The following is an 18578-nucleotide window of genomic DNA, read 5'->3' on the forward strand; positions in this document are numbered from 1 at the left end:
GGCGGACCGGGACGGGTTAACGGCAGGCCCCGCCGACCGATTGCAAGCGGTCGGCGGGGCCATTGTGGCTCTTGACAGCGGATTGGGTCATATGAGCGAGCGACGTCCAGGGCGAACAAGTTGGCATGAAAAAGGCAAGGCATAGACCTTCTGGTCATGCCTTGCCTTTTGAATGACAAATTGTCGCCCTGGGCGGCGCGCAGCGTCGGCTGGTCCGCCGTTCGGTAGAACGGCGGAACCAATTAGTACATCTTTGCGCCAGCAGGAATGGAGGCGTCGAGCTGGATCAGGTTGAGGCGCTCCTCACCCTCCTCCTCGTGGATGGCACTGATGAGCATGCCGCAGCTGGGGATGCCCATCATCTTGCGCGGAGGCAGGTTGGTGATGGCAAGCAGGGTCTTGCCGACCAGGTCCTCGGGCTCATAGTATTCGTGGATGCCGGAGAGGATGGTGCGGTCGGCACCGGTACCGTCGTCGAGCGTAAAGTTCAGCAGCTTCTTGGACTTCTTGACGGCCTCGCATGCCTTGACCTTCACAGCGCGGAAATCGCTCTTGGAGAAGGTATCGAAATCGACGAACTCCTCAAACAGCGGCTCAACGGCGATCTTGGAGTAATCGAGCGTGGGCTTGAGCGACTTAACGAACGGGCTCGCGGCGTTGCCGGCCTCGGCAGCCTTGGCGGCAGCGGCACCGGACTGGAAACCCTTCTCGGGCTTCATGTGCGGGAACAGCAGGACATCGCGGATGGAAGCCTGGTTGGTGAGCAGCATGACCACACGGTCGATACCGATGCCAATGCCGCCCGCGGGAGGCATACCGTACTCGAGGGCGCGCACGTAGTCCTCGTCATACTCCATGGCCTCATCGTCGCCGCCGGCCTTCTCGGCCATCTGGGCGGCAAAGCGCTCAGCCTGGTCGACCGGGTCGTTGAGCTCGGAGAATGCGTTGGCGTACTCGTGGCCGGCGATGACCAGCTCAAAGCGGTGGGTCAGACGCGGATCGTCCTCAAAACGCTTGGCGAGCGGGCTGACCTCGATGGGGTAATCGCACACGAAGGTCGGGTTGACGATGGTGTCCTCGCCCAGCTCATCGTAAATCTCGGCGATGATCTTGCCTGCAGTCCACTCGGGCTTGATCTCCAGGCCCTTCTCGCGCGCGGCGGCAGCAAGCTCCTCGACAGGCGTGTCGATGGTGACCTTCTTGCCGAGCACGTCAGAGACAATATCAGTCATGGGACGACTTGCCCACTCACCGGACAGATCGATGGTCTGGCCCTGGTACTCGATGACCTCGGGGTTGCCGATGGCCTTGTTGGCAGCCTTGATGACGCCCTGGGCGAGCGCCTTCATGCCCTCGAGATCGGAGAAGGCACGGTAGGCCTCCATCGTGGTGAACTCGGGGTTGTGGGTGAGGTCCATGCCCTCGTTACGGAAGATACGACCGATCTCGAAGACGCGCTCAAAGCCACCGACGATGCAGCGCTTGAGGTGCAGCTCGGTAGCAATGCGCAGGTAGCACTCCTGATCGAGAGCGTTAAAGTGCGTGATGAACGGCTTAGCCGTAGCGCCACCCTGAATGGTCTGCAGAATGGGAGTCTCGACCTCCATGTAGCCGTCGGACTCCATAAAGCGACGGAAGGTGGAGAGGATCTGCGAGCGCTTGCGGAAGGTCTCGCGAACATCGTCGTTGGCGATCAGGTCGACGTAGCGCTGACGATAGCGGGTCTCCTTGTCGGAGAGACCGTGGAACTTCTCGGGCAGCGGGCGAACGGCCTTGGAGAGCAGGGTCGCGCTCTTAGGGGCGACGGAGAGCTGGCCGCGCTGAGTACGCACAACCACGCCGGTCACACCCAGGATATCGCCAAGGTCGAGGGCCTTGAGCGTATTCCAGGCTGCCTCATCCATGTCGTTGATGCGGCAGAACAGCTGAATCTCGGCCGTTGCGTCGCGCACGACGATGAACATGATCTTGCCCTGACCACGCTTGGCGACCACGCGGCCGCCGATCTTCACGACGTCCTCGGTGTCTTCGCCATCGGCAAGATCGGCATACTTAGCCTCGATGTCGGCAACGTAGTCCTCGATCTCGGAGTGCTCGGGATAGGGGTTCTGGCCCGCCTCGAACAGGGCGGCGCGCTTGGCCAGGCGCGTGGCACGCTCGTCGTTGAGCGTCGATGCCTGCTCGGCGGCGTTCTGGTTCTCTGCCATAAGTTAGCTCCTCAAACTAAAACGCTCCCCAGGATTCGGTCCCAGGGAGCGAAAACATACCTTTACGCGGGACCGTGGTCTAGCGTGCGATCTTGGCGATGGTGTAGACGCGAGTCTTGCCGGAAGGCGTAACGACCTCGACGGAGTCGCCCTCGCCGTGGCCGATGATGGCGTGGCCGACCGGGGACTCGTTGGAGATCTTGTGCTCGAGCGAGTTGGTCTCGGTGGTACCGACGAGCGTGACTTCCATGACCTCACCGTTGGGATCAATCAGCGAAACGGTGGAACCGATGGAGACGGTCAGATCGCCCGTGGTGGCAGCAACCTGAGCGTTGGCGAGAATAGCCTGAATCTCGGCAATGCGAGCAGCATTCTGAGCCTGCTTGTCCTTGGCGGCATCGTACTCGGAGTTCTCCGAAAGGTCGCCAAACGCGCGGGCTTCCTTGATGTCCTCGACGATCTCCTTGGCGTAATCGCCCTCACGCCAAGCGAGCTCCTCGACGAGCTTCTGGCGGCCCTCAGCGGTCAGTACGATCTGGCTTGCGTCCATACGGATATCTCCCCAACTATGATGTAACAATCAACTGTCAACATAACGAAAAAGACCGGCTAGCCTGCGGGCAAGCCGGTCAGGTGCTCACCCCAAAGGGATGGGACTACTCTGCGTCCGCGTCGCCGTCCTCTGCCTTCTTTTTCTTGGCGGCGGCGAGCTGGGCCTCGAGCTCTGCGATCTTCTTGTCCTCCTCGGACTCCTCGACCACAACGTCCTCGGCCTGCTTGGTCTCGTCCTTATCGTCGCCCTCCATACCCTCGCGGATATTCTTGACGGTAGAGCCGAGGGACTTGCCGAGCTTCGGCAGGTTCTTGGGCCCGAAGATAATCAGGACAACGACGAGAATAATGATGAGCTCAGGAGCCCTCAGTCCAAACATGTAGACCTCCACAAAACAGCGAGACAAGCTCGAATGAGTATACCGCGGGTATCGCGGTATCACAACAATAGCTAAAAAAAGGGACCGCAAGAAGCGGTCCCTTCTCATGCTCTGGTCGGGTTGACTGGATTTGAACCAGCGACCCCTGCGTCCCGAACGCAGTGCTCTACCAAACTGAGCCACAACCCGTTAGCTCGACTATAGTAACAAAGATTTTCGCCGCGTGCTAGAGAATTTTTTATTTCTTTGGCGCGTCGATTTGAACCGTGTTGGGAATAAGCTCAGTCGCGCAGGACCACCAGCCATTTTGCTGGGCAGCGTCGGCAAGCCTTTCGGCCGTGGCGGCGGTGTCGCAAATGGCAAACGAGCAGGCACCCGACCCGCACACGTCCACGGCAACGGTTCCCTCCTGTGCGCGCAGCCAGTCGAGAACCGCCTGGATCTGCGGCTCCATCAAAGCAGAAATGACGCCCAAGTTGTTATGGATGAGCGAATACGCCATCTTCGCATCACTCACGCTAAGAGCCGATGCAATGGCACCGGGCGCAGTCGCGGACACCGGGGCCTCGTCAAAACGTCGATAGGCCTCAATTGTCGAAACGCTCGCCTCCCGCGGCTTGACCAGCACAACGGGCGTCACAGGAAGCGCGGGGTACTCAGTTGCCAGAACGTCTCCCCCACCCACGTAGAATGCGGGGCTCGCATGCAAAAAGAACGGCACGTCGGCGCCGATGCCACGCGCAATCTCGTCCAGCGCAGGATCAGTGCGGTCGATGCCCCACAGCTCAGCCAGGGCAACGATAACCGCCGCGGCATCCGTCGAGGGGCCGCCCAGGCCGGCGCACAGCGGGATGCGCTTCTCAATCGTCACGCACACGTTTGCCTCGCGCCCGAAATGATCGGCCATGGCGACGGCGGCGCGGTAGGCAGTATTCTTTTGCATGGGAAAATCTGATGCCGGAACCGTCTGGACGGTCAACGCCTGCGCCGGCGTGACCGTCACGGTATCGGCTAGGCCGACAGCTGCCATCAGGGAATCGACTTTGTGGTAGCCGCGGGCATCGCGCTCGGTATGAACCCCCAGGTAGAGGTTAATCTTTGCCGGCGCAGTAAGGATGAGGGACCGATCGGTCACCGTTAATGCTCCTCGAGCTGGTTGCCGAGCGGAGTAAAGATGTGCTCGCCGCTCTCGGGGTCGAACAGTTCAACCTGACCGGTAAGGACGTCGATGTACTGGTAGGACTGACGCGACTTGCGGCCGCGGCGCTCGTCAACCTCGACGATAAAGACAGCCGGGTGGACGCTCTTGATGGTACCCATGCGCTCGACAACGCGGGTACGGCCCATGTTGGCCTTCACCTTGACGCGATCGCCCACCATATCGGTCAGCTTCTCGTGGATGTCGTCGACGTAATTGACTTCCATCTCTTCCATGAACAGGGCCTCCAGAAGGTGCAATTCAAAAAGGGGATAATACCCCTAAGATAGACAAAACTCTAATACTATAGCACCCTGTTACAACCCCACGCAAGTAGCTAATTAGGCTACTTACAGATTGTCGGTATCGAGGACAATGGTGAACGGGCCGTCGTTGACCAGGTCGACTTTCATGTCGGCGCCAAAGATGCCGTGCGCCACGTGGTCGACGTCCTGGGCGACGAGCGTCAGAAAGTACTCATAAAGCTCGTTGGCGACATCGGGCGCGCCAGCATCCGTAAACGACGGACGACGGCCGTGGCGGCAATCGGCAAACAGCGTAAACTGCGACACCACGAGCACCTCGCCGTCGACATCGGCAAGCGCCAAGTTAGTCTTGCCGTTCTCGTCCTCGTTGATACGCAGCCCGCGGAGCTTGCCCCATAGTTTATCGGCCTCGGCACGCGTATCGCCATGGCCCACACCCAGCAATACCAGATAGCCGCGCCCAATGCGGCCCACGCACTCGCCGTCGACCGTAACACCGGCGTTGAGCACGCGCTGCACCACCGCACGCACGGCCTACTCCTCGCCCGTGAGTTTGGCGGACAGGTGCTCGAGTGCATGGAAACGATGGCTGATGGCGTTCTTCTCGTCCGCTGTGAGCTCGGCCATAGTCTTGCCCGGCGTATCGACCGGCAGGAACAGCGGGTCGTAGCCAAAGCCGTGGTCGCCGCGGCCCTCGTGTGCGATAACGCCCTCGCAGGCACCCTCGCCATAGGTGACCAGGCCGTCTTGGTCGATGAGCACAACGACGCTCATAAAGCGTGCGGTGCGATCCTCGTCTGCCACGCCTTCCAGATTAACGAGAAGTTTGGCATTGTTGGCGGCATCATCGCCGTGTACGCCCGCATAACGCGCGCTATACACACCCGGCTCACCGTCCAGCGCGTCGACGACCAAGCCGGAATCGTCGGCGATGGCCATAAGGCCCGTCTCCTCGACCGCAGCCTGCGCCTTGATGATGGCGTTCTCCAAAAACGTCGTGCCGTTTTCCTCGGGGTCCTCAAAATCGCCCAGCTGGCCGAGCGCCACAAAGCGCACCTCGGGCATGACCTTGCCCAAAATGGCCTCGATCTCGGTGAGCTTATGGGCGTTACCCGTGGCCACAACAATGGTCGCCGCCGGGTCGAGAGTGTCGATGTCAATCTTCTCAAGTGCCATAGCTGGCCTCCTTGTCTCTTATAGCAATGCCGTGTAGAGGACGACGAGGGCCTCGGCCTCTCCCCTCTCAATCAACGGCAGTCTTATACTTCGGCGTTTTCGCAGATTAAACCTGCCAAAATCAACATCCCCTTTTGGCAGGTTAGGCGAGGGCTTGACGCTGAAGCTCGATGAGCTCGGCGATGCCCTTGTCGCCCAGATCGAGCAGGGCGTTGAGACGCTTGCGGTCGAAGGGCGCCTGCTCGCCGGTACCCTGGAGCTCGATCATCTCGCCGGAGTCGGTGGCGACGAGGTTCATGTCGACCTCGGCGTGGCTGTCCTCGGAATAATCCAAGTCGAGCAGGGTGTTGCCGTCGACGACGCCCATGGAAATAGCGGCAACCTGACCGGTAAGCGGAATGCGCTCGAGCTTGCCCGCCTCGACCCACATGGCAAGGGCGTCGTGCAGCGCCACCCAGGCGCCGGTGATGCTCGCCGTACGCGTGCCGCCATCGGCCTGGATCACATCGCAGTCAACGGTAACGGTGTACTCGCCGAGCGCCTTCATGTTGACGACGGTGCGCAGGCTGCGGCCGATCAAGCGCTCGATCTCCATGGAACGGCCCTTGCGGTTGGCATGTTCGCGCTTGCAGCGCTTGCCGGTCGACGCCGGCAGCATCGCATATTCCGCCGTTACCCAACCGGCCTTGGCGCCCTTGCGCCAGCCCGGAACGCCCTCCTCGATGGTGGCGGCGCACAGCACGCGCGTGTCGCCAAACTCTGCCAGGCACGAGCCGTGGGCGTGCTTCATGACGCCGCGGGTGAGCTTAACGGGACGCAGCTCGTTTGCGGCGCGGCCGTTGGCGCGGTTGACCTGCATATATTCCATGGAACTATCCTTTCGGCAAAAGATGTGGCGAAGACTCCGGCGACATTGCGTGCCTAACCGAGTTCGTCGATATCGACATGCTCGATGCTTTTGAGCGGCTGGCCAAAGATAAAGCTGCCCGCCACCGCAAACTCGGCAATGTTGTCGGACGTGGTGGCAAAGCGATGCTGCGGCTCGGCGGTGTTGCCCGCCAGCTGCTCACGGCGCGTGAGGATATCGGTCAGCTCGCGAGTGGTCTCCTCGGCGGAGCTCACCACGCGCACCCCGGGCCCCAACGCATGACGGATGGGGCCCACCAGCAGCGGAAAGTGCGTACAGCCGAGCACCACGGTATCGATGCCACGATCGTGCAGTGGCTCGACTGTGGCGTTGACCAGCGCGCGAACGGCTGGCGTATCAAAAATATCCTCGTTCTCGAGCCATTGCTCCTGCAGATGCGCGCCCGAGGCGAGCTCGTGCTCGACAACCTCGACAAAGCTCGAGGCAGGGCAGCCATACACGTCCACGCCGGCATCCAAGTCCTGGATGGCGCGCGTGTAGGCGCCCGAGCGGATGGTGAGGTTGGTGGCGAGCACGCCCACACGGCGCGTGCGGGTGCTGTTGATGGCGGCACGCGCGCCCGGCGCGATTACGCCAATCACGGGGACATCGAGCACCTGCTGAGCCAGGCGAAGCGCCGCTGCCGTCGCCGTATTGCAGGCGATGACCATGATCTTGACGTCGTGTCTCGAAAGCCAGCGCCCCGCCTGTAGCGCAAACGAGCGCACCTCGTCCTCGGTGCGGGTGCCGTAAGGGCAGCGCTTGGTATCGCCAAAGTAGTAGACGGACTCGTGCGGAAGCGCCGTCGCAATCGCGCGCGCAACCGTCAAGCCGCCCAGACCCGAGTCGAACACGCCGATGGGGCGCGTATCACCGGCCAGATTCTCGATATCGGACATTACCTCACCAGATTCTCTCTCGAAAAGATATGGCCAAGCGTAACGGCACTGCGCTATGAACGGGCCGCGACGAGCAGCTCCGCCGTCGCCGCCCAGCCGTCAACGATCCTGCCACGCGTGACAAAGGCGTTATCGCAGGACGCAAGAAACTCGGACGCGCCGGCGCTGGTCAGACCGTTCTCGACCAGGCAGAACGTGCCCACGTGGTCGGCCATGTAGAAATCAGACTCGGAATCGCCGAGTGCCAGCGTCTCGTCGCGCTCGATGCCCAGATGCTCGCAGAAACGCGCGACCGCCACGCCCTTGTCGAGACCCGACGGATTGATGTTAAAGGCACGACCGTCCTCGACGCGATCGAGCTCGAGGGTCGTCGGCTTGGACAGATGAGTCAAGTGGCCGTTGCAGGCCCAGACCAGACCGCAGCCAGCCTCGTCGAGGATGGCCTGCGCCTCGTCATCGGGAATATCGCCGCGCATGCCGACGGTGACCTCGCGGTACTTATAGCCAGTCGACATGTCGTTGTGGTACTCGATCTTGTGCGGCCAGCGAGCGAGAATCTTCTCGCACACGCCGGTCTGCTCAATCACCTGGTGCGGCGTAAGGCCGCAGGCGGGGTCGTAAGGCATGTCGCCGGTCAGATACTCCCAGTCGTTGGCCTTGAGGTCGTACATGACCAGGCCACCCATCTCGCCAATGTAGGAGTTGAGGCCGAGCACGCGGGCATCTTCGTGGATCATGGTGCGGTTGCGACCCGAGGTGGGAATTACCTGGATGCCAGCGCGGGCAAGCGCCACGACGGCCTCGACGAGCTTGGTCGAGGGATTGCCGTCGTTGTCGCGCAGCACGCACGAGCCGGGCGCGAGCATCGTGGCGTCCAGATCGGTAAAGACGTACTTGACCTTGGCAAGGCGCTCGCGCATCTCGCCCGAAAGCTCGGCAACGGTCGGCAGGGTGTTGTGGGACATGGTTACTCCATTTATTACGTAGAAAAGACTTAATCTTGGTACCGCGTTTTCCCTAAGGTGAACACGCTTGAGAGGCACTGCATCATCGGGCGTCGAGGATCCGTAGACGCCATCCTAAAGGCAGCAGCGCTTAGGCGTCGTACGCCGCAAGGATGCGCTTGAGAACCGAGCCATCACGCTCGCAGGGCTCGGGTCCGTTCTTGCGCAGCATGCACTCCTCCTCGCCCTTGCCGGTCACGATAACCACAGCGGGGCGGTCGGTCTCGCGCACGGCCGTCTCGATAGCGGCGGCGCGGTCGCACACGATCTGCCAGCTATCGTTTCCCTGCGCCTGGACATTGCGCGCGATCTCGGCGCAGATGTCCTCGACGTCCTCGGGGCCCGGGTCATCCTCGGTAATCACGATGCGATCGGCGTACTTGCCGGCAGCGATACCCATCGTAGTACGGCGATCGACACCCTTGCCTCCCGTTGCACCAAAGACAACCGCCAGCTCGCGCTCGGGATAGTTCTCGCGCAGGTCGCGCAAAAGCGTCTCGAGGCTCATGCCGTTGTGCGCATAGTCAACGACGCCCAAAATCTTGCCCGATGCAGACGGATAGAGCTCCATGCGACCGGGAACAAAGACGCCCTCAAAGCCATGGACGATGCCCTCTTCGGAAATGCCGAGGGCCTCGGCGCAGGCAATCGCGGCAAGCGCATTGGACACGTTGAACTTGACGGGCGTGGGGATCACGATGTCACGCGTAAAGCGCGGCGTGCGGACCGTGACGATCACGCCGCAATCGCCGTTGCGAATGGCCAACGCACGCACGTCGGCGCGTCCATCGGTCAGCGAGAACGTCACTGTGCGCTCGCAGCGGGACGCCGCCTCGAGCACGCGGTCGACGTGGTCCATATCGAGGTTGACCACGGCAAAGCGGCTCTGCGAAAAAATCTTGAGCTTGCTGGCAAAGTAATCCTCGAGCGTGGGGTGCTCGATCGGCGAGATATGGTCCTCACCGATATTGGTAAAGGCGCCCACTTCAAAGTCAATCTTGCCCGTACGCTCGTATTTGAGGCCCTGGCTCGACGCCTCCATGACCAGCCACGGAGCGCCCGCCTCGGCGGCATGTGCGATACGCGACTGCAAAAGGAAGGACTCGGGGGTCGTTAGCTTAGAAGGACCGGCCTCGATACCGTCATCGAACTCGATACCCGTGTTGAGGGCTGGTCGATGACGGCCCGTGAGCTTAGCCTCGTTGGCAAGAATGCCACGCAGATAAAAGCTGCAGGTCGACTTGCCCTTGGTGCCCGTAAAAGCGCAGACCTTCACCTTGCCCGAGGGATGACCGTAATAGGCGTCCGCCACCACAGCGAGCGTACGGCGGATATCGTTGACGATCACAGCGGGAATATCGACGTCGTAATCAACCTCGGACACGTACGCCACGGCGCCTTCGGCAATCGCCGAGACCAGATACTCGGGCTTGAACGCACGGCCCTTGCAGACAAACAATGTGCCCGGACGTACCTGGCGCGAGTCGTCGGTCGCAAACTCGATGCGCTGGTCGCAAAGAGTATCCGGCTTGGAAACAACAAGGGCCTCGGCCTCGAGCAGCTCCACATAGCGCATCAAAGCCAGCTTCTCCTTCGTCGCACCCGACATATAACGACCTTTCTCGCTAAACCTAACCTTAAAAGAGCAAAAACCGTCCCAGATGAATCCGGTCGCGCCCCTGTATTATCAACCATCCTAATATGCCACCTGACCTTGCGAGTGTCTCAGCACCCTAAAAACTTGCAAGGACCAGCGCACGGTTAATTCGAAATAACAAAACCCCCGCCCTACAAATGCGCGCGATGCGGGGATGACCAGTGAGTTTGTCATGCTCTACAAGGACACGTCGCTGTTTTCGAGCGTCGGCGTCATGGAACTCATGCTGTTCTCCAAAAACCTCACGGCCACCACGGGCAACATCACACCCTACATTTGCGCCGCACCCTACTATCTGGTTGTGACGATTCCGCTCATCCACGTCGTCGCCAAGGTAGAGCACCGCCTTGCCAAGCGCGGCAGGCGCTAGCCCCTCTCGCGCTCTCGCACACAGCAATCGTCGCAGTCACGGCCCGCCGCTTCACCCAACGTGCGGGCCGTGGTTTTTCGGTCCCCTCGGCGCTTATGCCCCATCACGAAGCAAAAGATTGGCATGATAGTAAGGATTGATTGATATCGACTGCTGCAAACCTTGCGGCAGCGCACCTAAGCCGTCAGCAGAAAGGATCTTGCATGTGCGGTTTTGTCGGTTTTACCGGTACAGATGAACAGAGTGAGCTGGTTCTCACGGCCATGATGAATCGCATCATCCATCGCGGGCCGGATATGGGTGGCCAGCACATCGTCGATAACGTCGCCCTCGGCTTCCGCCGTCTTTCGATTCTCGACCTTTCCGAGGCTGGCGCTCAGCCCATGTCGAGCGATGACGGCAAGGTCACCATCGTCTTCAACGGCGAGATCTACAACTTCCAGGAGCTTCGCGCCGAGCTCGAGGCTGCCGGCTACGTCTTCCACTGCAACGCCGACACCGAGGTCCTGGTGCACGGCTACGAGGAGTGGGGCGAGGACCTGGTCAACCGCCTGCGCGGCATGTATGCGTTCGTGATTCACGACCAGAACAGGAACAAGCTCTTCGGCGCCCGTGACATCTTTGGCATCAAGCCGTTCTATTACTACCGGGCCTCCGACGGCTCGCTGCTGTTTGGCTCCGAGATCAAGAGCTTCCTGGACCACCCCAAGTTTGAGAAGGCCGTCAACCGCGACGCGCTGCGTCCCTACCTCACGCTGCAGTTCCCTGCCACGGAGGAGACGTTCTTTAAGGGCGTGTTCAAGCTTGCCCCCGCGCATTGCTTTACGTACGACCTTACGACCAACACTATGGACATCAAGCGCTACTGGAGCTGCGACTTTACCGATGACAACTCCAAGAGCTTCGAGGAGTACGTGGACGAGTGCGACAAGGTCGTGCACGAGAGCGTTGCCGCGCACCGCATCGCCGATGTTAAAGTTGGCTCATTCCTCTCCGGCGGCGTCGACTCCAGCTACATTGCCGCCTGCCTCATGCCCGACACCACGTATTCCGTCGGCTTTGACTACAAGAACTTCAACGAGACCAACTACGCCGCCGAGCTTTCCGACAAGCTTGGCATTAAGAACGTGCGCAAGATGATCACCGCCGACGAGTTCTTCGACGCGCTACCCGATATCCAGTACCACATGGACGAGCCGCAATCGAACCTCTCCAGCGTACCGCTGTACTATCTGGCACAGATGGCCGCCGAGGAAGTTACCGTCGTCCTTTCGGGCGAGGGCGCCGACGAGCTGTTTGCCGGCTACGAGTGGTACGAGGACACCCCCGAGATGCGATCCTTCAAGAAGCGCGTGCCGCTCGGCGTGCGCCGTGCCCTGGGCTCGCTCGTTCAGCATCTCCCCTACTTTAAGGGTCACAACTTCCTGACCAAGTGCGCCGAGGTCCCCGAGCGCTGGTACGTGGGCCAGGCAAAGGTGTTCGACCCGTCCGAGGTTGACGAGGTTCTCAAGCCAGCTTACGACACCGGCAAGAACGCCTCCGAAATGTGCGCAGAGTACTACAAGCAGGTCCCCGACTGCTGCGAGCTCTCTAAGAAGCAATATCTGGATATGAACATGTGGCTTCCGGGCGACATCCTGCTCAAGGCAGACAAGATGTGCATGGCACACTCCCTGGAGCTCCGCGTTCCGTTCCTGGACAAAAAGGTCATGGAGTTCGCCGAGCATATTCCCGCCAACTACCGTGTCAACGAAGAGGGCTGCAAACTTGTCCTGCGCCACGCCGCCAATCGCACGCTGCCCGATGAGTGGGCAACACGCAAGAAGGTTGGCTTCCCGGTGCCAGTTAAGTTCTGGCTGCGCGAGCAGAAATACTACGACTACGTCAAGGAGTACTTCACCGCACCGTGGGCTGCCGATTTCTTTGACACCGATGCGCTCATGAAGCTGCTCGACGATCACTTTGAGGGCCGCGCGCTCAACCAGCGCAAGATCTATACCACGCTGACGTTCCTCATTTGGTACAAGCGCTTCTTTATCGACGAGAACAAGGGCACCGAAGTCGCCGCTTAGATTTCGTTATGAATTAGCGGTGAACCCCGCAGGGTTTCCGCTATACTCAATTCCCGCGGGCGATTGGCGCAACGGTTAGCGCAGGTGCTTTACACGCACAAGGCTGGGGGTTCGAATCCCTCATCGCCCACCACTGAATTGGAAACGGTCCTCGCAAGGGGACCGTTTTTGTTTGCGCCCGGTGCATGGGATTCGAACCCGCAAGGGTGCGGAGCTGAGGAAACGCGAAGCGTTTTCCAGCGTAGCACGCGAGGAGCGGAGCGACGAAGCGGGGCGCGGGCGGCGCCAGCCGCACGCGGACATCCCTCATCGCCCACCACTGAATTGGAAACGGTCCTCGCAAGGGGACCGTTTTTGTTTGCGCCCGTTGCATGGGATTCGAACCCGCAAGGGTGCGGAGCTGAGGAAACGCGAAGCGTTTTCCAGCGCAGCACGCGAGGAGCGGAGCGACGAAGCGGGGCGCGGGCGGCGCCAGCCGCACGCGGACATCCCTCATCGCCCACCACTTGATTGAAAAGGCTCCCAGCGATGGGAGCCTTTCCCTTTTGGGCCCAGTGCAGAGGGATTCGAACCCGCAAGGGTGCGGAGCTGAGGAAACGCGAAGCGTTTTCCAGCGCAGCACGCGAGGAGCGGAGCGACGAAGCGGGACGCGGGCGGCGCCAGCCGCACGCGGACATCCCTCATCGCCCACCACTGAATTGGAAACGGTCCTCGCAAGGGGACCGTTTTTGTTTGCACACGGCCTATCCCAGCCATGGTAAATCGATAGCAAAACGGGTTCCAGTTCGCCCAATCGTGCGCCAAACGGCACGTGACGGTCTGGAACCCGCTTCAAACTGCTATGCCTGATGACGCTAAGCTAAAACACCCGCCAGGATCTCGATTAGGCTGTCTACATCGGCTTCCTCGCACACGAGCGGCGGCAGGAAGCGCAGTGTATGTGCACCCGTAGCGTTGATCACGGCACCAGCCACCAATGCGCGAGCCACAACGTCGTGCGCATCACCCGCAGCATCGTCCAAATCGCAGCCGAGCATTAGGCCGCGACCGCGCACCTCGGTAACATGCGGCAGCCTGGCGAGCCTTGCCTCCATATAGGCACCCACCTTGGCAGCATGGTCGGCATAATCGCCGCGCACGAGCGCGGAGAGCGTCGCGGCGCACGCCGCGACGGCCAAGCAGCTGCCGCCAAAGGTCGAGCCGTGGTCCCCCGGCTTAAACACGTCGGCAATCTCCTTCTTTGCCACCACGGCACCCATGGGCACGCCGTCGGCGATGCCCTTGGCAAGACTCATGATATCGGGCTCCACACCATAAGTCTGAAACGCGAACGGCTTGCCGGAGCGGAAAATACCACACTGGACCTCGTCGGCGATAAGCACGGCACCCACCTCGTGTGCCAAGTCGCGCGCCGCAGCCATAAACTCCCCGGTCATGGGATGCACACCGCTTTCGCCCTGGATCGGCTCGAGCATCACAGCGCAAATCTCGCTTCCCAACTGTTTAAAAATTGCACGCAGTTCATCTACATCGTTGGGTGTGCATGCCACAAAGCCACCCGGCAGCGGGCGGAAACTTTCCTGCAGCCAATCCTGCATGGTCGCGGCAATGGTCTCGAGCGTACGACCATGAAATCCGCCGCGCATACACACGATGGTGTTGCCACCGTTGCCAGCACGTTTGGCGTACAGACGCGCGAGCTTCATAGAGCCCTCGTTGGCCTCGGCGCCGGAATTGGCAAAGAACGTCTCCCACACCTGCTCGCCCGCAGTCGGAGCGCCAAGCGCCGCCGCCGTGGTCTCGTCGCCAGCGGCAATCGCGTCGGCAAGCACGCGCGCACCGTCCGCATCGTCGTTGGCGAGCTTGGACAGCAACGCCGCGACCTGGCCGCGCTGCTCGATGTAGAAGTAATTGGAGACATGCATGAGCTTTTTGGTCTGTGCCTCGAGCGCCGAGAGCACCGCCGGGTCGCCATGACCTAGGCTGCACACGCCAATACCTGCAAGAAAATCGAGATATTCGCGACCATCGTCGCCGGTGAGCTTCATGCCGTGGCCCTCGACAAACTCGACCGGCGAGCGGCTAAAGGTTTGCATAACGTAGTGGGATTCGAGCGATTGTTGAGCTGCAAGTGACATGAGATGCCTTTCGTTAAGCGCCAGGTGGCGCGGACTGTGGGTGTAACGGTGTGACGATTTCTAACCAGCTAGACCGTCTGGAGCTTCTCGACCTCGTCGAGGTTCTCGGTCAGGCGCGCCGCAAAGGTCGAAAGCGGGTGCGGGTGCGTATCAAATTCGTAGGCCGTCTCGGTAGAGTGGATCACGGTGCCGACGCCGGCATCGGTCAGCAGCTCCAGGAGCAGCGAATGCGGCGTGGTACCGTTAATGATGTGAGCGCGAAATACGCCGCCGACAAGCGCATCGACGGCCGCGCGCAGTTTGGGAATCATGCCCTTATCGACCTCGCCACCGTAGAGCATCTCATTAACCTCGTCGAGCGTTAGGTTGGAGATGAGCGAGTCTTTATCGCTAAAGTCCTTGTACAGGCCGTCGACGTCGGTCAAAAAGATCGCCTTGTGCGCGTGGAGCGCCGCCGCAACGGCACCGGCGGCGGTGTCGGCGTTGATATTGAAAAAGCCACCGTCCTCCCCCGCCGCGACGGTAGCGATGACGGGAATATACTCGCTATCGAGCAAGTTCTCGATGTAGTCGGTGTTGACATGCGTCACTTTGCCCACGCGTCCGAGCTCGGGGTCGAGCGGCTCGGCGATGAGCGTGCCGGCGTCGCTGCCCGATACGCCCACGGCCAAGTTACCGTGGTGGTTGATTGCCGCCACCAGCTCTTGGTTAACCTTGCCGCCCAGCACCTCGCGCACGATATCCATGGTCGCCGGCGTGGTCACGCGCTGGCCGTTCTTAAACTCGACGGGCATATCGTAATGGCTCAGCGCCTCGTTGATGGCTTTACCGCCGCCATGCACGATGACGGGGCGCATGCCGATAATCTTGAGCAAAACGATGTCGCTCATCACGTCGCGACGCAGTTGCTCGTCTACCATGGCGGCCCCGCCATACTTGATAACGACCGTCTTGCCGGTCAGGTTTTTAATCCACGGCAGCGCTTCGAACAGCAGCTGCGCAGTTGCTTCGTTGGATTCGCCCGAACGACAATCGCGTGCGAATTTCATAATCTACCTCGTCTTTCGTATCGTTATCGCGCTGTGCTCCGCTGCCCGCAATCGCGGCGAGATGCGCAGCGTGCCTGGAGTCTAGGAGCGGTAGTCACCATTGATTGAGATGTACTCGTGCGTGAGGTCACAGGTCCACACGGTCGTTGCCGCGTCGCCTGCGCCCAGGTCGGCCGAAATCACGATCTCGGGCGCCTCAAAACGTCGCAGGGCCTCGTCCTCGTCAAAAGGAACAGTCAGGCCATCGCGGCAGACGGGCATGCCCATCATGTCGATGGAAACGTCTTCCTGATTAAACTTTACGCCGCACTTGCCGAGCGCCATGGCAACGCGACCCCAATTGCAGTCGTGGCCAGCGATGCAGGTCTTGACGAGCGGCGAGTTGGCGACGGCACGGGCGGCGATATCGGCTTCCTCGTCGTTGGCGGCGCCGGTGACGTTAACCGTCACGAGCTTTGACGCACCCTCGCCATCGGCCGCGATGTTACGCGCCAGGCTCTCACACACCTCGTGCACGGCAAAGGCCAGCTCGTCAAAGGCGTCAGTGCCCTCGACGATGGCCTCGGCATCCGCGGCGGCAGCGCCAGAAGCCAGCATGATACAGGTGTCGTTGGTCGAGGTATCGGAATCGACCGTCACTTTATTAAAGGTCTGTTTAACGGTCGAGAGCAGTAGGGTGTGGAGCGCCGCCGACTCGACGGGGGCATCGGTAGTAATGACCGCGATCATGGTGGCCATATTGGGCATGATCATGCCCGATCCCTTGCACATGCCGCCCACCGTATAATCGTTGCCCACATGGCCCACAGCCTCACTGCGGTAGCGAACGGCATACTCCTTGGAATGCGTATCGGTCGTCATGATGGCACGGGCTGCATCGGCGCCGCCATGGGCAGAGAGTGCCTCGTAGGCGGACGGAATTGCCGTCTCAAACGTGTCGATCGGCAGAATCTGTCCGATCACGCCCGTGGAGGCAACTAAAATCTGTTGGGGTTCACAGCCAATGACCTGCGAGGCGATATTGCACGTCTCGCGCGCACAGGCAAGGCCGGTCTCGCCCGTGGCGGCGTTCGCGTTGCCGGAGTTGATTGAAACACCGGCGATGATGCCATAGCCCTTGTCCGTACCGCCCAGGTTGGCACGGCTTACCTGCACGGGCGCCGCACAAAAGCGGTTAGTCGTAAACACGCCGGCCCCGGGACAGGGTTTATCGGGCACAACGAGCGCGTAATCCAGGCGCTCGGGATTCTTGCGGAATCCGGCATGGATGCCCGCCGCCTTAAAGCCGGCTGCCGCCGTTACGCCGCCCTTGACGGCGTGAATCTTGATATCGAACTGCTCAGCATTCATCGTCTGTACGACTCCTTATGTCAAACAAAAAATGGGCATCGGTTGGTGCGCCATGCCAGCCACAATCATGAGACCAGCTTAAAAGTGGCGCCAAACTCGATACCCGACTACCAAATCGTTAATAATCGAATGTGCTACACCGGGCACGCCACTGTGGGCAAGCCTCGTCGCTCGTCAAAACCAAAGACGATGTTGGCGCACTGGACCGCCTGGCCCGCAGCGCCCTTGCACAAATTGTCGATGGCGCCCGTCGCCACCAGCACGCCCGCACGCTTGTTGAGTGCAAGGCCGATCTGGGCGGCATTGGTACCGACAACCGAAGCCGTCTTGGGTTGCTGGCCGGCATCGAGCACGCGCACAAAGGTACGACCGGCGTAGAACTTCTTGTAATGGTCGACGGCATCCTCAAGAGTCAGCGCTTCGAGAGCCTGCGTTGCGAGCGGCAGCGTCACCGTAGAGAGCAGGCCGCGCTTGAGCGGTGCCAGGTGCGGAGTAAAGACGACGCGATCGGTAAGGCCCAGAATTTGCTCGATTTCTGGCGTATGGCGATGTTTTCCTACGCCATAGGCCTCCAGATTCTCGTCCGCGCTGCAAAAATGGGTGCGGGTGTTGCACGACTTACCGGCACCCGTCACGCCACTGATGGCGTCGACGACTACGGGGCCGCTCTGGGCCACCCAGCCCGCACGCACGGCAGGCGCGGCAGCAAGACTCGTTGCGGTGGGATAGCAACCGGCGCAGGCGACCAGTACGGGTCTGCCAGCGGCATGGCTGGAAGCAGCGGTCTCTAAGTCCTGGCAGAACAACTCGGGCAGACCGAAGGCACGTGTCTTGAGCAACTCGGGGCTCGTGTGCTCGGCGGCATACCATGTCTCAAAGACGGACGCGTCGCTCAGACGGTAATCGGCCGAAAGATCAAAGCAAGAGACACCCGATGCAAGCAGAGCGGGCACCTGTGCCATGGCAGCCGTGTGCGGCACGGCGAGAAAAACCGCATCGCAGCTCTTGAGTTCAGGTGCGTCATGCGTGGTGAAAACCAGATCGCTCACGCCAGCAAAGCTCGGATACACCGCGGACAGCAGCTGGCCGGCATCGGCGTTGGACGTAATGGCAACAAGTTCAAACTCGGGATGGCCGAGCACGAGGCGAATAAGCTCGGCACCGGCATATCCAGCCGCGCCGACGATTCCAACCTTTAAAGACATATCGGACTCCTTGTCTGCGGTCTTATGCGTCATTGCGCATTCCGCAGCCGTCGTTATGAGGTAGGTTGAAACTTTAGCACCCGAGAATGCATATTTACGCAAATAATTTGTGTCTTCATGCATTGAAACATACCCGACACATTCGCTT

The 18578-nt window shown here is 60.6% G+C and carries 17 protein-coding genes and 2 tRNA genes; 3 read left to right on the forward strand and 16 right to left on the reverse strand.

What is annotated here, in order from left to right:
* Positions 1-242 precede the first annotated feature (242 nt).
* From lysS to ACTM82_RS05075, 12 genes are all read right to left on the reverse strand, one after another.
* Positions 243-2207: a lysine--tRNA ligase gene (lysS, locus tag ACTM82_RS05020; protein ID WP_154514782.1), complete on the reverse strand. Its 1965-nt coding sequence runs from the start codon at positions 2205-2207 to the stop codon at positions 243-245.
* Positions 2208-2286: 79 nt separating this feature from the next.
* A complete protein-coding gene (gene greA, locus ACTM82_RS05025) occupies positions 2287-2757 on the reverse strand; it encodes a transcription elongation factor GreA (RefSeq protein WP_006234960.1) in 471 nt (156 codons plus the stop codon).
* Between the two features lie 106 nt (positions 2758-2863).
* The gene (tatA, locus tag ACTM82_RS05030; protein WP_195838497.1) at positions 2864-3139 is read right to left on the reverse strand and encodes a twin-arginine translocase TatA/TatE family subunit; all 276 of its coding nucleotides are present in this window, start codon (positions 3137-3139) and stop codon (positions 2864-2866) included.
* 112 nt (positions 3140-3251) lie between these two features.
* A tRNA-Pro gene (locus ACTM82_RS05035) sits at positions 3252-3328 on the reverse strand.
* Positions 3329-3377: 49 nt separating this feature from the next.
* Positions 3378-4274, reverse strand: coding sequence for a 4-(cytidine 5'-diphospho)-2-C-methyl-D-erythritol kinase (ispE, locus tag ACTM82_RS05040; protein ID WP_441054897.1), 897 nt, complete (start codon positions 4272-4274; stop codon positions 3378-3380).
* Positions 4275-4276: 2 nt separating this feature from the next.
* Positions 4277-4573: a Veg family protein gene (locus ACTM82_RS05045; RefSeq protein ID WP_118206416.1), complete on the reverse strand. Its 297-nt coding sequence runs from the start codon at positions 4571-4573 to the stop codon at positions 4277-4279.
* A 114-nt stretch (positions 4574-4687) separates the two neighbouring features.
* Positions 4688-5134: a D-aminoacyl-tRNA deacylase gene (dtd, locus tag ACTM82_RS05050; RefSeq protein ID WP_117797049.1), complete on the reverse strand. Its 447-nt coding sequence runs from the start codon at positions 5132-5134 to the stop codon at positions 4688-4690.
* Positions 5135-5137: 3 nt separating this feature from the next.
* Positions 5138-5779: an RdgB/HAM1 family non-canonical purine NTP pyrophosphatase gene (rdgB, locus tag ACTM82_RS05055; protein ID WP_441054895.1), complete on the reverse strand. Its 642-nt coding sequence runs from the start codon at positions 5777-5779 to the stop codon at positions 5138-5140.
* 142 nt (positions 5780-5921) lie between these two features.
* Complete coding sequence (rph, locus tag ACTM82_RS05060) at positions 5922-6647, reverse strand: ribonuclease PH (RefSeq protein ID WP_117799672.1); 726 nt, start codon at positions 6645-6647, stop codon at positions 5922-5924.
* 53 nt (positions 6648-6700) lie between these two features.
* Complete coding sequence (gene murI / locus ACTM82_RS05065) at positions 6701-7585, reverse strand: glutamate racemase (RefSeq protein WP_117769301.1); 885 nt, start codon at positions 7583-7585, stop codon at positions 6701-6703.
* A 53-nt stretch (positions 7586-7638) separates the two neighbouring features.
* A complete protein-coding gene (locus ACTM82_RS05070) occupies positions 7639-8550 on the reverse strand; it encodes an HAD family hydrolase (RefSeq protein ID WP_427793596.1) in 912 nt (303 codons plus the stop codon).
* Between the two features lie 130 nt (positions 8551-8680).
* Positions 8681-10198: a Mur ligase family protein gene (locus ACTM82_RS05075; protein ID WP_441054893.1), complete on the reverse strand. Its 1518-nt coding sequence runs from the start codon at positions 10196-10198 to the stop codon at positions 8681-8683.
* Positions 10199-10400: 202 nt separating this feature from the next.
* Between ACTM82_RS05075 and ACTM82_RS05080 the strand changes: the two genes are divergently transcribed.
* The 3 genes from ACTM82_RS05080 (at position 10401) to ACTM82_RS05090 (ending at position 12821) form a co-directional block, all read left to right on the forward strand.
* Positions 10401-10616 (forward strand): hypothetical protein, encoded by a 216-nt coding sequence (locus tag ACTM82_RS05080; protein ID WP_441054891.1) that lies wholly within the window; start codon positions 10401-10403, stop codon positions 10614-10616.
* 203 nt (positions 10617-10819) lie between these two features.
* The gene (gene asnB, locus ACTM82_RS05085; RefSeq protein ID WP_441042422.1) at positions 10820-12688 is read left to right on the forward strand and encodes an asparagine synthase (glutamine-hydrolyzing); all 1869 of its coding nucleotides are present in this window, start codon (positions 10820-10822) and stop codon (positions 12686-12688) included.
* 57 nt (positions 12689-12745) lie between these two features.
* Positions 12746-12821, forward strand: a tRNA-Val gene (locus ACTM82_RS05090).
* 721 nt (positions 12822-13542) lie between these two features.
* On the opposite strand, the gene ACTM82_RS05095 is transcribed toward ACTM82_RS05090, so the two are convergent.
* From ACTM82_RS05095 to argC, 4 genes are all read right to left on the reverse strand, one after another.
* On the reverse strand, positions 13543-14826 hold the full coding sequence (locus ACTM82_RS05095; protein ID WP_441054889.1) for an aminotransferase class III-fold pyridoxal phosphate-dependent enzyme: 1284 nt from the start codon (positions 14824-14826) through the stop codon (positions 13543-13545).
* Positions 14827-14894: 68 nt separating this feature from the next.
* Positions 14895-15875 (reverse strand): acetylglutamate kinase, encoded by a 981-nt coding sequence (gene argB, locus ACTM82_RS05100; protein ID WP_441054886.1) that lies wholly within the window; start codon positions 15873-15875, stop codon positions 14895-14897.
* An 81-nt stretch (positions 15876-15956) separates the two neighbouring features.
* Positions 15957-17225 (reverse strand): bifunctional glutamate N-acetyltransferase/amino-acid acetyltransferase ArgJ, encoded by a 1269-nt coding sequence (gene argJ, locus ACTM82_RS05105; protein ID WP_441054884.1) that lies wholly within the window; start codon positions 17223-17225, stop codon positions 15957-15959.
* Positions 17226-17359: 134 nt separating this feature from the next.
* Complete coding sequence (argC, locus tag ACTM82_RS05110) at positions 17360-18430, reverse strand: N-acetyl-gamma-glutamyl-phosphate reductase (RefSeq protein ID WP_427727000.1); 1071 nt, start codon at positions 18428-18430, stop codon at positions 17360-17362.
* Between the last annotated feature and the right edge of the window lie 148 nt (positions 18431-18578).

The sequence above is a fragment of the Collinsella sp. HCP3S3_E5 genome (assembly GCF_052067635.1).
In the GTDB taxonomy this organism is placed as follows: Bacteria; Actinomycetota; Coriobacteriia; order Coriobacteriales; family Coriobacteriaceae; genus Collinsella.

Bases quoted from the DNA above. Each gene is read 5' to 3' on its own strand.
- argC (WP_427727000.1), bottom strand. From the start codon at position 18,430: ATGTCTTTAAAGGTTGGAATCGTCGGCGCGGCTGGATATGCCGGTGCC.
- greA (WP_006234960.1), bottom strand. From the start codon at position 2,757: ATGGACGCAAGCCAGATCGTACTGACCGCTGAGGGCCGCCAGAAGCTC.
- argB (WP_441054886.1), bottom strand. From the start codon at position 15,875: ATGAAATTCGCACGCGATTGTCGTTCGGGCGAATCCAACGAAGCAACT.
- tatA (WP_195838497.1), bottom strand. From the start codon at position 3,139: ATGTTTGGACTGAGGGCTCCTGAGCTCATCATTATTCTCGTCGTTGTC.
- asnB (WP_441042422.1), top strand. From the start codon at position 10,820: ATGTGCGGTTTTGTCGGTTTTACCGGTACAGATGAACAGAGTGAGCTG.
- rdgB (WP_441054895.1), bottom strand. From the start codon at position 5,779: ATGGCACTTGAGAAGATTGACATCGACACTCTCGACCCGGCGGCGACC.
- ACTM82_RS05045 (WP_118206416.1), bottom strand. From the start codon at position 4,573: ATGGAAGAGATGGAAGTCAATTACGTCGACGACATCCACGAGAAGCTG.
- rph (WP_117799672.1), bottom strand. From the start codon at position 6,647: ATGGAATATATGCAGGTCAACCGCGCCAACGGCCGCGCCGCAAACGAG.
- argJ (WP_441054884.1), bottom strand. From the start codon at position 17,225: ATGAATGCTGAGCAGTTCGATATCAAGATTCACGCCGTCAAGGGCGGC.
- ACTM82_RS05080 (WP_441054891.1), top strand. From the start codon at position 10,401: ATGACCAGTGAGTTTGTCATGCTCTACAAGGACACGTCGCTGTTTTCG.
- ACTM82_RS05075 (WP_441054893.1), bottom strand. From the start codon at position 10,198: ATGTCGGGTGCGACGAAGGAGAAGCTGGCTTTGATGCGCTATGTGGAG.
- ACTM82_RS05095 (WP_441054889.1), bottom strand. From the start codon at position 14,826: ATGTCACTTGCAGCTCAACAATCGCTCGAATCCCACTACGTTATGCAA.
- lysS (WP_154514782.1), bottom strand. From the start codon at position 2,207: ATGGCAGAGAACCAGAACGCCGCCGAGCAGGCATCGACGCTCAACGAC.
- ACTM82_RS05070 (WP_427793596.1), bottom strand. From the start codon at position 8,550: ATGTCCCACAACACCCTGCCGACCGTTGCCGAGCTTTCGGGCGAGATG.
- murI (WP_117769301.1), bottom strand. From the start codon at position 7,585: ATGTCCGATATCGAGAATCTGGCCGGTGATACGCGCCCCATCGGCGTG.